This window comes from Comamonas serinivorans, from assembly GCF_002158865.1.
GTDB classification, from domain to species: domain Bacteria; phylum Pseudomonadota; class Gammaproteobacteria; order Burkholderiales; family Burkholderiaceae_C; genus Comamonas_E; species Comamonas_E serinivorans.
Genome location: NZ_CP021455.1, coordinates 789,768 through 802,211, shown reverse-complemented (window position 1 = coordinate 802,211; position 12,444 = coordinate 789,768). Strand labels below are relative to the sequence as shown.

Genomic DNA, 12,444 nt, shown 5'->3' with positions numbered 1-12,444 from the left:
CATCAAAGCCCGTCACGGCCATAGGTGGCGTTGCGCATGAAGCCCGAGGTGTTTTCCAACGCCATGGCGCCCGCTTGCGCGCCATGAGCCCGCAAGAATTCATCCAGCGCCGGATCGCGCAGCATCACCTCGCGCTGAGCCGCATCCGCCACCGTGTCCACGGCAACGGGCGCGGCCGGCGCCTGCACGCGCGCAAACCCCTGGACCCGCGCCAACGACGGGGACCCGAAGCTGGGCGCGGCCTGCGCGAGGGTGGGTGCCACAGCAGCAGGTTGCTGCCCCAGCACCGACCAGGCCAGCACGGCCACGGTGGCGCACGATGCCAGCCCGGCCACCAGCTTCCAGCGAAACACGCTGTCGTTGGCCACCGGCTTGTCGGCCACATCGGCTGCAACCGGTTGCATGGCCGTCACCGGCTTCACCTCGGCCACGCGCGCCCGGAAGGTGTCCAGGAAGGCCTGCGACGAAGTGCCGCCGGCCGTGCCCTGCAGGAGCGCGCGCACATCCTGGTAGTCGCACCAGCGCTCCATCAATGCCTGACCATTTGCGTTCAGGCAACGCTCTGCGTCATCGGGCATCAGTTCATCATCGAACAGGGCCGACAGCTCAGACTCACGCCAATCATCGTGCGGTTTCATGCACACTCCTTGTTCACCAGCGCTTGCCACTTTGGTGCGACAACATGGGTTTGACCTTGGCCGAAATGGCCTCGCGCGCACGGAAGATGCGTGAGCGCACCGTGCCGATCGGGCAGTCCATGGCCAGCGCAATGTCTTCGTAGCTGAAGCCTTCCATCTCGCGCAGCGTGATGGCCTGCCGCAGCTCATCGGGCAAGGCCTCCAGGGCCTGGTTCACGGCTTCGGCAATTTCCTTGGCCGCCAACTCCGACTCCGGGGTTGCTTCTGCAATTTGTTCCGCTTCCAGCCAAGAAGTTTCATCGTCATCGCCCCGACTTTGAAGCGCGGTCTCGGTGATCACCGGATCGCGTTTCATGTCGAGCAGGAACTTCTTGGCCGTGTTGACCGCAATCCGGTAGAGCCAGGTGTAGAACTGCGCGTCACCCCGGAACTGATGCAATGCCCGATAGGCTCGGATGAAGGTTTCCTGCGCGATGTCTTCCACCAGATCGGTGTCGCGCACCAGGCGGGCGATCAAACGCTCGATGCGCCGCTGATACTTGACCACCAGCATTTCGAACGCGCGCTGATCACCCGCAACCGCGCGGGCCACCAGCATGGGGTCAGTTTGATCAGCGGGATGTGTCAATTTCAATCAGGTGCGGCGCCAGCATTCTAGGAGGGGCGCAAGCCGCACAAAGTTCCGGTGGATCTGCACAAAAACAAACGCCTCACCCAAGGTGGGTGAGGCGTTCAGCCTGAGAACGGAGGCGTCAGACCTTGGAAAACACCAACGTGCCGTTGGTGCCACCGAAGCCGAAGTTGTTCTTCATGGCATGGGTCAGTCGGGCATCGCGTGCGGTGTTGGCGCAGTAGTCCAGATCACACCCTTCGCCCGCTTCGTGCAGGTTGATGGTCGGAGGAATCTTCTGCTCGTGCAGCGCCAGCACGGTGAACACGGACTCCAGGCCACCGGCACCACCCAACAGGTGACCGGTCATGGACTTGGTCGAACTCACCACCAACTGCTTGGCGTGCTCACCAAAGGCGGCCTTCACGGCATTGGTCTCGTTCACATCGCCCAGCGGGGTCGAGGTGCCATGCGCATTCAGGTAGTCGATGGCATCCACATTCAACCCGGCATCCTTCAATGCCGCGAGCATGGCTCGCCGTGGGCCGTCAACGTCGGGGGCCGTGATGTGGCTGGCGTCGCCGCTCATGCCAAAACCGGTGACCTCGGCGTAGATCTTGGCACCCCGTGCCTTGGCGCGTTCGTACTCTTCCAGCACCAACACGCCCGCCCCCTCGCCCAGCACAAAACCATCCCGGTCTTTGTCCCAAGGGCGCGATGCCGTGGCGGGATCGTCGTTGCGGGTGGACAAGGCGCGCATGGCGGCAAAGCCCCCCACACCCAGTGGCGAGACCGTGGACTCGGCACCGCCGGCAACCACCACATCGGCTTCACCGTACTGGATCAAGCGAGCACCTTGCCCAATGCAATGCAGACCCGTGGTACAGGCGGTGGCGATGGTGAGGTTGGGCCCCTTGAAGCCGAACTTGATCGACACATGGCCAGCGAGCAGGTTCACGATGGAGGCCGGCACGAAGAACGGCGAAATGCGTCGCGCCCCTCGGTTGGCATACTCCTGCTGCGTGTGCTCGATCATGGGCAAACCGCCAATGCCCGAGCCAATCACACAGCCAATGCGCTCGGCCTCCTCGGCGGACAGCTGATCCAGTCTCGGCAAACCCGCATCCGCCACCGCTTCCGCGGCAGCGACCAGGCCCAGCTGGATGAAGGTGTCCATGGTCTTGGCCTCTTTGCTGGAGACCACAGTGGACACATCCAGGCCTTTGACCTCGCCTGCGATCTGTGACGCAAACGCGCTCGCATCGAATTTGGTGATGCGGGCAATGCCGGAACGGCCGGCCATGAGGCTGGCCCAAGATTCAGCCACCGTGTTGCCGACAGGACTGACACATCCCAGGCCGGTGACGACGACGCGACGGCGACCCATCAATCAGGCCTTTTTGCTGGTGGCGTAATCGATTGCGGCTTGCACCGTCGTGATCTTTTCGGCGTCCTCATCGGGAATCTCGATGCCGAACTCATCTTCCAATGCCATCACGAGTTCCACGGTGTCCAAGGAATCGGCACCCAGATCAGCCACGAAGGCCTTTTCATTGGTGACTTGAGATTCTTCCACGCCGAGCTGCTCGGCGATGATCTTCTTGACTCGTGCTTCGATGTCGCTCATGAGTTCCCTCTAAGGGTTGTAAAAAAGGGGATTCTACCCGCGTCCACTTTTTGCCCAAGCGCGTGGGCAACAAGGGCAGCGGGCGCCAATGATACCTAGACCAGGTACATGCCACCGTTGACGTTGAGCTCTTGGCCGGTGATGTAACCCGCCTGAGGGCTGGCCAAAAAGGCCACCGCACTGGCAATGTCCTCGGGTTGACCCAGCTGCCCCAGTGGAATCTGGGTCAGCAGGGCCTGTTGCTGCGCCTCGGGCAGGCCCGAGGTCATGTCGGTGGCGATGAAGCCAGGCGCCACGCAATTGACCGTGATGCTGCGGCTGGCCAGCTCACGCGCCAGAGCACGCGTCATGCCGGCCACACCCGCTTTGGCGGCGGCGTAATTGGCCTGGCCCTGGTTGCCCATCACCCCCACCACGCTCGTGATGTTGACGATGCGGCCATAGCGCTGCTTCATCATGGGCCGCATGACGGCGCGACTCATGCGGAACACGGCGCTGAGGTTGGTGTCCAGCACCGCATCCCAGTCCTCGTCCTTCATCCGCATCGCCAGCGTGTCGCGGGTGATGCCCGCGTTGTTGACCAGCACGTGCACCCCGCCTTCGGCCTTGACGATCTCCTCCACGAGCGCGTCACCGGCCTTGGCTTCGTTCACATTCAGCACGGCCCCACGCCCGCCCAGGCCTTGCAGGGCCGCGCTGATCCGGGCGGCGCCGTCCGCGGTCGTGGCCGTGCCGATGACCGTCATGCCAGCCTGGGCCAACGCCTGCGCGATCGCGGCGCCAATGCCCCGCGAAGCCCCGGTCACCAGGGCCACTTGTTTGGTTTCACTCATGTCCACTCCCTCAGGCCAGCGCCGTCTTCACCTCGGCCAAGGTGGCCGGGTCGTACAACGGCAGGCCGGTCAACCCGGCGTCGATGCGCTTGGCCATGCCGGCCAGCACCTTGCCCGGACCACACTCGACCAGCGTGCTCACGCCCATACCCTGCATCTTCAACACCGACTCCACCCAACGCACGGGCCCAAAGGCCTGGCGGTACAGCGCATCGCGGATGCGATCCGCATCGGTCTCCACCGCCACGTCGATGTTGTTGAGCACCGGGATGCCGGGCGCGGCAATGGCCGTCTCGGCGAGCCGGGCCTTGAGCTTGTCAGCCGCAGGCTTCATCAGGCTGGAATGGAACGGCGCCGACACCGGCAGCGGCAGCACGCGTTTGGCGCCCGCGGCCTTGAGCGCCACGCCGGCCTGCTCGACCGCCGCCTTGCTGCCGGCGATCACGGTCTGCCCGGGGTCGTTGAAGTTCACGGCCTCCACCGTCTCGCCGGCCTGGTTCATGGCCAGCGTGGTTTCGGCGCAGATGCGCGCGATGTCAGCGGCATTCAGCCCCAACACGGCGGACATGGCCCCTGCACCCACAGGCACCGCCTCTTGCATCGCGGCCGCGCGAAAGCGCACCAGCGGCGCGGCCTGAGCCAGCGTCAACGCGCCCGCAGCGACCAGGGCCGAGTACTCCCCCAGCGAATGGCCGGCCAGCACCGCAGGCTGGGCACCGCCTTCAGCCTGCCACACGCGCCATGCCGCCACACCCGCCACCAGCATCACCGGCTGGGTGTTGGTGGTCAACGCCAGCGCTTCCTTCGGGCCCTCGTGAATGAGGGCCCCCACGTCTTCGTTCAAGGCGTCGGAGGCTTCCTGCACCACGGCCTTCACCTCGGGGCGATCGCCCCAGGCATCCAGCATGCCCACGGCCTGGGAGCCCTGCCCCGGAAACACGAATGCAAACGTCAACACCATCTCCTCAATTAGTCAGATCAGCTTGATGGGGAGTATCACCCACTCCCGTCATTCAAACAACGGAAATGCCTCAATACTTCACCAGAACGGCACCCCACGTGAACCCACCGCCCACGCCTTCGAGCAACAGGTTCTGTCCTTTTTGGACGTCGCCCTTGCGCACCGCCACATCCAGCGCCAGCGGGATTGACGCCGCCGAAGTGTTGCCATGGTCCTGCACGGTGACCACGACCTTCTCCATGGGCAGGTGCAGCTTGCGGGCCGTGCTTTGCATGATGCGGATGTTGGCCTGATGCGGAATCAGCCAATCCACATCGCTTTCCGTCAGGCTGGCCTTGTCGAGCACCGCCCGCGCCGCCTTTTCCAGCACCCCGACGGCCAACTTGAAGACAGCCTGGCCATCCATCTTGAGCAAGGGATCGCCCAGCACCTGGCCACCCGACACGTGACCGGGCACACACAGGATGCCCACGTGCTTGCCATCGGCATGCAGGTCGCTGGCGAGGATGCCCGGCTCGTCGCTGGCCTCGAGGACCACGGCACCGGCGCCGTCGCCAAACAGCACACAGGTCGTGCGGTCATTGAAATCCAGCAGGCGGCTGAACACCTCCGCACCGATGATCAGGGCGCGCTTGGCATTGCCGGCCCGAATCATCGCGTCGCCCACCGTCAGCGCGTACACAAAGCCGCTGCAGACGGCCTGCACATCGAACGCCGGGCAGCCGGCCATGCCCAGCTTGTGCTGAACGATGGCTGCCGTGGAGGGGAACACCATGTCGGGCGTCGACGTGGCCACGATGATGAGGTCGATGTCCTCGGGCCCGGCGCCGGCGGCCTCCATGGCACGGCGCGCGGCCTCGACGCCGATGTCGCTGGCGAATTGATCGGCCGCCACGAAATGGCGCGCGTGGATGCCGGTTCGCTCGACGATCCATTCATTCGAGGTTTCGATGCCACGCTGAGCCAGCTCGGCTGCCAGCTCGTCGTTGGTGATGCGTCGTGGCGGCAGGTAGCTGCCCGTGCCCGTGATGCGTGCGTATTTCGCCATGGATGGATGCGGATTCGTCTTGTCGGTGGCCGGATGCGGCCCGTTCAGGAGGTCGCCGAGAGGCGCTCACCCTGCGCAGCAGCCAGCAAAGGGGCTGCCGTCTCCACGTGCTGCTTGAGTTGTTCAAGCAAATGATGGTGAGCGGCATCATAAGCTTTGGACAATGCGCGCTCGAAGCCAAAGGCGTCAGCCGAACCGTGGCTCTTGAACACCAGCCCGCGCAGGCCCAGCAGCGCAGCGCCGTTGTACCCCCGGTGGTCAACGCGCTTCTTCAACGCCTTGAGCACCGGGTATGAAATCGCTGCCGCCAACTTGGTGAAGATGTTGCGCGAGTACTCCTCCTTGAGGAAGCCGCCGATCATGGACGCCACGCCTTCTGTGGCCTTGAGCGCCACATTGCCGACGAAGCCGTCGCAGACGACGATGTCGGTCGTGCCCTTGAAGATGTCGTTGCCTTCCACATTGCCCCGGAAGTTCAGCAAGCCGCTCTGCCCGGCCTGGCGCAGCAGCTCGCCCGCGCGCTTGATCTCGTCGCTGCCCTTGATGGCCTCTTCGCCGATGTTGAGCAACCCCACCGTGGGCTGGGGGTCGCCGCTCAGCACCTCGACAAACGCCGAGCCCATGACCGCGAACTGCAGCAGGTGCTCGGCCGTGCAGTCCACATTGGCCCCCAGGTCGAGCACCGTGACCGCGCCGCCCTTGGCATTGGGCATCTGCGTGGCAATCGCCGGCCGGTCGATGGCATCCAGCGTCTTGAGCAGGTAACGTGCAATCGCCATCAGCGCGCCGGTGTTGCCGGCCGACACCGCCGCCTGCGCCGCGCCGGACTTGACCTGCTCGATGGCCACGCGCATGGACGAATCCTTTTTCTTGCGCATGGCCACCTCGAGGGGGTCGTCCATGGTGATCACGTCCGCGGCATGCACGTGCTTGGCCCGCGCGTGCGAAAACGACGCCAGGTCTTCCGCACGCCCCACCAGCAGCAGCTGCGCCTGCGGGTGGTTGTCGAGAAAATTGCGACACGCCGGGAGCGTGATGCCGGGCCCGTGGTCGCCCCCCATGCAGTCAACGGCCAAGGTAATCATGCGCACATCCCCGTTCGAACAAAGCCAGACGGCTCAAAAACAAGAAGGGCCCGCCGCCACAGCAAAACTGCAGCATCGGGCCCAACCTGGCGAGGGCACCCCCCAAAGGGTCAGCCCATCAAGCCTCGGACTTGCTCTTCAGCACTTGACGGCCGCGGTAGAAACCGTTGGGGCTGATGTGGTGACGCAGGTGCGTTTCACCCGTGGTGGGTTCCACGGCGATGCCGGGCACGTTCAGGGCGTTGTGCGAACGGTGCATGCCACGCTTGGACGGCGTCTTCTTGTTTTGTTGAACAGCCATGATGGCTCCTTTTGTGCGTTGATGAGGCCAGTTGCACGAACTTGCAACAAGCGCCCCAGGTTGGTCAGGATTGAGTGGTCTCGCCCCGGGCGAGGTGCCGCCTGAAACAGGGAGCCAGGCACCTTGCAGCGCCCTGCACCTCGGCTTCAGCGCCAGCGGTCACACGCCCGATTGGTCCACGCCAGGCCCTGCGTCTCAACGCTTGCCATGTGCCTGCACCACGTGCGAAGCCCGCCATTATAGCCCAGCTTGCTCGCACACGCCATGCCGGGTTTGCCCAGCACGCCACGCCAAGCGCGTGAGCGGCTTCCGGTGCTCAGTGCCGGGTGTCCGATCCCGGAGACTTGGCCTTGAGCGCGGCCAGGGCGGCAAACGGATTGGGCTTGGCCGGCTCGTCCACCACCTCGCCGACCTGCAGGGTCACGGGGCCCGGGCAGACGTCGTGCTTGGGCACGATGGGCATGGCCATGAGGACCTCGTCCTCCATGAGCGCCACCAGGTCGAACTGGCGCGAGCTCACCAGCAGGTCCACCTCGGACTCGTCGTCGAGCGCCTCGGCGGTGGCCTCGTCGTTGACGAACGCGAAATCGCGATCGACCAGCACCGCCTGCGCATAGGGCGTGAGGCAGCGCTGGCACTGCAGCGGCAACTGGGCGTCCACCTGCAGGTGCAGGGTGGGCTGATCGGCGGCACCCGTCACGCGGACTGCCAGGAACGTGGCCACCCAGTGCACCGGGCCCAGCGTCTCCAGCAGGGCCTCGCTGGCCCGGTTGTCGCGCGCCAGGTCCATGAGACGGGCAAAAAGCGTCAGCGGGGCGTGACCTTCCAGCTGCGCGCCCGCCTCGGCCAGGGCACGCACATCAATCGATTGGGGAAACGAGTCGGACATGGCCGGCAGTGTACCGGTGCCTGCGGGCCGGGCGACGACGTCATCGAGCGCAGACCAGAGCCGTGGCCGCCGCACACCCGGCACCGTGGGCGCGGCGCCTCCCCGCCGGTTCGGTCAAGCCGCAATCTGGCAGAACTCGCGGCGGAACTGGTCGGGCGGCATGCCCGCCACCCGCTGGAACATGGCGATGAACGCCGAGGCGGTGCTGTAGCCCAGGTCAAAGGCGATGTCCTGCACGCTGCGCCCCGCTTCCAGGCGATCCACGGCCTGCAGGTAGCGCAGCCGCAGCCGCCATTCGCCCAGGCTCATGCCCAGCTCGCGCTGGCAATGCCGCGCCAGCGTGCGCTCGGTCATGTGGATGCCGGCCGCCAGTTCGGCCGCCGAGCGGTGGTCGTCGGGTCGCTCCTGCAGGCCCTCCAGCAGCTGGACGAGCGCCGGGTGCTGCGCCGCCGGCAGGTAATGCGGCCGGCACGGGCTGGCGATGAGCTGATCGAGCATGACCCGGGCCATGCGTTCATCCTCGGGCGTGCGCGGCTGCTGAACCCCACGCGCGGCGAAATCGGCCAGCAGGGTCTTGATGATGGGACCGATGCGCAGCACCGCGAGCGAATGCGGCAGGCGCGCGCACAGCGGGGGCGCGACGTAAAAGGCCCGGTAAACCACCGCATGCCGCAACCGGCAGCTGTGCGGCATGTGCGGCGGCACCCAGATGCCGTACTGCGGCGGCGCCACCACGTCGTCGTCCCCGCAGTGCATGTTCAGCGTGCCGTGCGAGGCGTAGTTGAGGTGGCCCCAGCTGTGGCTGTGCGTCTGTGCGTAGGCCTCGGCGCCAAACTCCTCGTGGCGAAAGAAGTAAGTCCCGTCGAGGTGCTCGACGTCCACGATGGCCATGGCCTGCCCCGTCTTCTTCGTCACATCCACCTCCAGTATTCACCCATGATCGATGTCATTCAAAAGACGAATGGCACATACCCCATCCCCTGAATGCAGCTCATTGGCCTGGGCGCATGCAGGCCGTGCCCGGTGTCACCCGGCTCACGCCTGGCACCCCGCCGCGATGGGCGCTTCGCGCCTCGTGGCAAAACGTCCGAAACGACCTGGAGATTGTCCGCATTCAGCTATTCATTGCAAGTCGGACAGATCAATCATCGGCGTCTCGGGGCCCGAACGGCCCGCGCTTGCGTCGACACCCGCTGCGGGGTCGACCTGGAACATCGCCATGAACTACGCTTTTCCCCTGCTGGCCGTGCTGATCTGGTCGGCCAACACCGTCGTCAGCAAACTCGCTGCAGGCGCCATCGCCCCAACCGAAATCGGCTTCCTGCGCTGGGTGCTGGCCGCCGCCCTGCTCACCCCGTTTCTGCTGCCGCGCTGCCTGCGCCAGGCCGCCGTCATTCGCCCGCAGCTGGGACGCATCGTGGTGCTGGGGCTGCTGGGCATGGTGATCTACCAAACGCTGGCCTACTTTGCCGCCAGCCACACCACGGCCACGCACATGGGCATCATCCTCACGCTGTCGCCCATGATGGTGCTGGGCATGGCCGTGCTGCTGGGCCAAACGCTGACCACGGGCGCACTGCTGGGCAGCGTGCTCGCCATCGTCGGCGTGGCGCTGGTGGTGTCGGGCGGCAACCTGGCCGAGCTGGCCGCCAGCGGGCTCAACCGCGGCGACGCCATGATGCTGCTCGCCGCGCTGGCCTATGCGGCCTACAACATCCTGCTCAAGCGCTGGCCCATGGCCGGCATCAGCACCTGGCAGCTGCTGTACCTGCAGATGCTGGTGGCGGTGGTCGCGCAGTTGCCGCTGTACCTGGCCGCCCCCAAAGTCGGCCTGAACGTGCACAACCTGCCCCTGGTGGCCTTCGCCGGCACCATGGCCTCGATTGCCGCGCCGCTGCTGTGGATGATCGCCGTGCAGCGCCTGGGGGCCAGCCGCTCCAGCATGTTCTTCAACCTCACACCGTTGTTCACGGCGCTGATCGCCGCCGTCGTGCTGCACGAACAGCTGAACCTGGCCCAATGGCTGGGCGGCGCGCTGACCTTGATCGGGGTGCTGCTGGCCGAACGCTGGACGCGGCCCCTGCGCCGCCGCATCGCACCAACCGCGCAATCAGCTTGATGAGGGGTATCCAGCCATGGTCGATGATTTTTGATCGACCATTGGGTGATACCACCCATACCCCTTCAGCAACGCACAAAAAAGGCTTGCCCCTTGCGGTGCAAGCCTGTTTGCGCTCAGCGCCCCCATGAGGGCGCACCGCCTCACAGCTTGGACGGATCGGCCGCCGCCAGCCAGCGGTTGATGCCGTTGTTGAAGCCCCAGTCCAGGCGACCGAAGTAGTCGCTGCCACCCTGGTTGGAACAGCTGGCCGAGCCGGCATACAAGGTGCCGATCAGCTGGCCCGAAGAGAGTTTGAGCAGACCCGAACCGCTGCTGCCCCCTTCGGTGGTCCCATCCGACCACTTGACCTGGTAGAACGGCGCGCTGCTGGTGTTGGTGTTGCTGCACTGCGCGTTCAGGTCGCAGACGGCGTAACTGGCCATGCTGCCACCGGAGATCTTGGCCAGATCGCCCATGGGCTGGTGGATGTCGTACACGGCCTGCAGGCTCTGGGTGCTGGCATCCCAGCCCGCCAGCCAGACGCCCGAGGGCGGATCCTCGTTGAGGCGCAGCAGCGTCATGTCGTTGATGGTCTGCGACCACAGCAAGGTGGCGCCCTTGTAGCGCGAGGCGCTGCTGGCCGACAGCCGCCCGTTGTTGCAGCTCGACGTCCGGAAGAACCAGTCGGTTTGCAGGCTGGAGGCCGAGGCCTGCGTGCTGATGCAGTGGTTGGCCGTGATGAAGTAGGGCTTGCTGGACTTCACCGCGTCGTTGAGCAGGGTGCCCGTGCAGTAGTAGCCGTCGCCGCCCTTCTGGTAGAGCATGCGGGCCACCGCGTCGCGCTCGTTCTGGCCGTTGGTGTAGCAGGTCACGTCCAGCTCGCAGGCCTCGGAATCGCCCACGTCCTTGGCCGACGAAGCCTCCTGCATGGCCAGCGCGTCCACATCGGCAAAGACGTGCGACACCTGCGGGATGGACACGTCCAGCGCGGCCGGATCGGCCCCCAGCGGCAAGGCGATGCTCACCACCACGCGGTCACCGCTCAGCTTGGGCGTCCACCAGGTCTGCGCCGCAGCGCCGGTTTCACCGGCCGCCACGTTCCGCGCCAGCGCGGCGTTGATGTCGGCGCCCGAGGTCTCGAACACCACGGTGTCGCTGGTGGCCGTGGCCACCTGCACGACCGCGCCATCGGGCAGGCTGGCCACCCGCAGACCCACGCGCAAGCCGTAGGCCCCGTCGGCCTGGAAGCCGATGCTCCCCACGTATTGGCCGGTCGCGTTGCGCGACCAGGCCAGGGCGCTGCGCGTGGCCGCGGCCGTCTGCGTCTGCGTCACCTCGCGCGCCGCAGCCACCCGCACGGCCTTGCCCGGCCCGTAGTCCACGTAGGTGTCGGCCTCGGGCAAGGCACCCAGCTCGATGGTGGGGGCGCTCACGGCCTGCTGCGCCACCACGGTCTTGATGCCGGTGGCGGCGCTGCTCTTGGTGAAGCGGCGGCCGTCCACCTGGGTCACGTCCAGGATGTTGGAGCCCGGAGCGGGAGAAGGCGTCGGGGTCGGCGACGGCGCCGGTGCCGGGCTGTCGTCGTCATCCCCGCCACCACCGCAGGCCGTCAGGGCGACCACGGCAAACGCCATCAAGCTGTATTTCCACTTCTCCATGTTGACTCCTCGTCGGTGAAATCGTCAGGCCCTGTGGGCGGGCCACAGGCCGCTCGCTCATCGGGCAAACGGCCTCACTCTGCCACAAGCGTGTGGCGTCATGTCGCCAAAGTTTTCAGCGCCAGGCGAATGCCCTCGGTGACGCCCACGTCGGCCGGCAAGGCCTTGAGCGCCGCCGCCGCCTCCTTGTCCGAATAGCCCAGGGCGCACAGCGCCTGCTGGATGTCCGCGCGCGCGCCCGGCTGCACGCCGCCCGCGGGCTGCAGGGCGTCGGCCAGCTTGCCCTTGAGCTCCAGCAGCAGCCGCTCCGCGGTTTTCTTGCCAATGCCCGGCACCTTGATCAACCGGCCCACCTCCTGCGTGGCCACGGCCTCGGTCAAGTCGTCGGCGCTCATGCCCGAGAGCACCGACAATGCGGTTCGCGGCCCCACGCCCGACACCTTGACCAGCTCGCGAAACGCGTGCCGTTCGGCGGTCGTGCCAAAGCCATACAGCAACTGGGCATCCTCGCGCACCACGAACTGGGTCAGCAGCGTGACCCGTTCGCCCAGGGCGGGCAGGTGGTAGAAGGTGTTCATGCTGACCTGCACCTCGTAGCCCACGCCATTGCAATCCACCAATACCATGGGCGGTGTTTTCTCGGCCAACAGGCCTTGCAGTCGTCCAATCATGGGTCCCCGTCGCTGAGCAGCC

14 protein-coding genes are annotated in these 12,444 nt (G+C 65.9%); 1 reads left to right on the top strand and 13 read right to left on the bottom strand.

The window, feature by feature from the left end:
* Nucleotides 1-2 precede the first annotated feature (2 nt).
* From CCO03_RS03355 to CCO03_RS03305, 11 genes are all read right to left on the bottom strand, one after another.
* Nucleotides 3-638 (bottom strand): hypothetical protein, encoded by a 636-nt coding sequence (locus tag CCO03_RS03355; protein WP_087277251.1) that lies wholly within the window; start codon nucleotides 636-638, stop codon nucleotides 3-5.
* 13 nt (nucleotides 639-651) lie between these two features.
* On the bottom strand, nucleotides 652-1,236 hold the full coding sequence (gene rpoE, locus CCO03_RS03350; protein WP_087277248.1) for an RNA polymerase sigma factor RpoE: 585 nt from the start codon (nucleotides 1,234-1,236) through the stop codon (nucleotides 652-654).
* A gap of 154 nt (nucleotides 1,237-1,390) precedes the next feature.
* Nucleotides 1,391-2,635 (bottom strand): beta-ketoacyl-ACP synthase II, encoded by a 1,245-nt coding sequence (fabF, locus tag CCO03_RS03345; RefSeq protein ID WP_087284094.1) that lies wholly within the window; start codon nucleotides 2,633-2,635, stop codon nucleotides 1,391-1,393.
* A gap of 3 nt (nucleotides 2,636-2,638) precedes the next feature.
* Nucleotides 2,639-2,875, bottom strand: coding sequence for an acyl carrier protein (gene acpP, locus CCO03_RS03340; RefSeq protein ID WP_028603046.1), 237 nt, complete (start codon nucleotides 2,873-2,875; stop codon nucleotides 2,639-2,641).
* A gap of 95 nt (nucleotides 2,876-2,970) precedes the next feature.
* A complete protein-coding gene (gene fabG / locus CCO03_RS03335; RefSeq protein WP_087284089.1) occupies nucleotides 2,971-3,708 on the bottom strand; it encodes a 3-oxoacyl-ACP reductase FabG in 738 nt (245 codons plus the stop codon).
* A 10-nt stretch (nucleotides 3,709-3,718) separates the two neighbouring features.
* The gene (gene fabD, locus CCO03_RS03330; protein ID WP_087277245.1) at nucleotides 3,719-4,669 is read right to left on the bottom strand and encodes an ACP S-malonyltransferase; all 951 of its coding nucleotides are present in this window, start codon (nucleotides 4,667-4,669) and stop codon (nucleotides 3,719-3,721) included.
* A 70-nt stretch (nucleotides 4,670-4,739) separates the two neighbouring features.
* The gene (locus tag CCO03_RS03325) at nucleotides 4,740-5,717 is read right to left on the bottom strand and encodes a beta-ketoacyl-ACP synthase III (RefSeq protein WP_087277242.1); all 978 of its coding nucleotides are present in this window, start codon (nucleotides 5,715-5,717) and stop codon (nucleotides 4,740-4,742) included.
* A 44-nt stretch (nucleotides 5,718-5,761) separates the two neighbouring features.
* Complete coding sequence (gene plsX, locus CCO03_RS03320; protein WP_087277239.1) at nucleotides 5,762-6,802, bottom strand: phosphate acyltransferase PlsX; 1,041 nt, start codon at nucleotides 6,800-6,802, stop codon at nucleotides 5,762-5,764.
* A gap of 118 nt (nucleotides 6,803-6,920) precedes the next feature.
* The gene (gene rpmF / locus CCO03_RS03315; RefSeq protein WP_087277236.1) at nucleotides 6,921-7,103 is read right to left on the bottom strand and encodes a 50S ribosomal protein L32; all 183 of its coding nucleotides are present in this window, start codon (nucleotides 7,101-7,103) and stop codon (nucleotides 6,921-6,923) included.
* Between the two features lie 316 nt (nucleotides 7,104-7,419).
* Entirely contained in the window at nucleotides 7,420-7,992 is a 573-nt protein-coding gene (locus CCO03_RS03310; protein WP_087277233.1) for a YceD family protein, read from the bottom strand.
* A gap of 114 nt (nucleotides 7,993-8,106) precedes the next feature.
* A complete protein-coding gene (locus tag CCO03_RS03305) occupies nucleotides 8,107-8,907 on the bottom strand; it encodes an AraC family transcriptional regulator (protein ID WP_236904015.1) in 801 nt (266 codons plus the stop codon).
* 304 nt (nucleotides 8,908-9,211) lie between these two features.
* Here CCO03_RS03305 and CCO03_RS03300 point away from each other — a divergent pair, with 304 nt between their 5' ends.
* On the top strand, nucleotides 9,212-10,111 hold the full coding sequence (locus tag CCO03_RS03300) for a DMT family transporter (protein ID WP_087277230.1): 900 nt from the start codon (nucleotides 9,212-9,214) through the stop codon (nucleotides 10,109-10,111).
* 143 nt (nucleotides 10,112-10,254) lie between these two features.
* Here the strand turns inward: CCO03_RS03300 and CCO03_RS03295 are convergent, their stop codons facing one another.
* On the bottom strand, nucleotides 10,255-11,751 hold the full coding sequence (locus CCO03_RS03295; protein ID WP_087277227.1) for a trypsin-like serine peptidase: 1,497 nt from the start codon (nucleotides 11,749-11,751) through the stop codon (nucleotides 10,255-10,257).
* A gap of 98 nt (nucleotides 11,752-11,849) precedes the next feature.
* Nucleotides 11,850-12,422, bottom strand: coding sequence for a Holliday junction branch migration protein RuvA (gene ruvA / locus CCO03_RS03290; protein ID WP_087277224.1), 573 nt, complete (start codon nucleotides 12,420-12,422; stop codon nucleotides 11,850-11,852).
* Nucleotides 12,423-12,444: the final 22 nt, after the last annotated feature.

Excerpts from the sequence above, each read along its gene's own strand:
- fabF (WP_087284094.1), bottom strand. The coding sequence starts at position 2,635 with ATGGGTCGCCGTCGCGTCGTCGTCACCGGCCTGGGATGTGTCAGTCCT.
- CCO03_RS03355 (WP_087277251.1), bottom strand. The coding sequence starts at position 638 with ATGAAACCGCACGATGATTGGCGTGAGTCTGAGCTGTCGGCCCTGTTC.
- CCO03_RS03310 (WP_087277233.1), bottom strand. The coding sequence starts at position 7,992 with ATGTCCGACTCGTTTCCCCAATCGATTGATGTGCGTGCCCTGGCCGAG.
- CCO03_RS03300 (WP_087277230.1), top strand. The coding sequence starts at position 9,212 with ATGAACTACGCTTTTCCCCTGCTGGCCGTGCTGATCTGGTCGGCCAAC.
- rpmF (WP_087277236.1), bottom strand. The coding sequence starts at position 7,103 with ATGGCTGTTCAACAAAACAAGAAGACGCCGTCCAAGCGTGGCATGCAC.
- rpoE (WP_087277248.1), bottom strand. The coding sequence starts at position 1,236 with ATGCTGGTGGCCCGCGCGGTTGCGGGTGATCAGCGCGCGTTCGAAATG.
- CCO03_RS03325 (WP_087277242.1), bottom strand. The coding sequence starts at position 5,717 with ATGGCGAAATACGCACGCATCACGGGCACGGGCAGCTACCTGCCGCCA.
- plsX (WP_087277239.1), bottom strand. The coding sequence starts at position 6,802 with ATGATTACCTTGGCCGTTGACTGCATGGGGGGCGACCACGGGCCCGGC.
- acpP (WP_028603046.1), bottom strand. The coding sequence starts at position 2,875 with ATGAGCGACATCGAAGCACGAGTCAAGAAGATCATCGCCGAGCAGCTC.
- ruvA (WP_087277224.1), bottom strand. The coding sequence starts at position 12,422 with ATGATTGGACGACTGCAAGGCCTGTTGGCCGAGAAAACACCGCCCATG.
- fabD (WP_087277245.1), bottom strand. The coding sequence starts at position 4,669 with ATGGTGTTGACGTTTGCATTCGTGTTTCCGGGGCAGGGCTCCCAGGCC.
- CCO03_RS03295 (WP_087277227.1), bottom strand. The coding sequence starts at position 11,751 with ATGGAGAAGTGGAAATACAGCTTGATGGCGTTTGCCGTGGTCGCCCTG.
- fabG (WP_087284089.1), bottom strand. The coding sequence starts at position 3,708 with ATGAGTGAAACCAAACAAGTGGCCCTGGTGACCGGGGCTTCGCGGGGC.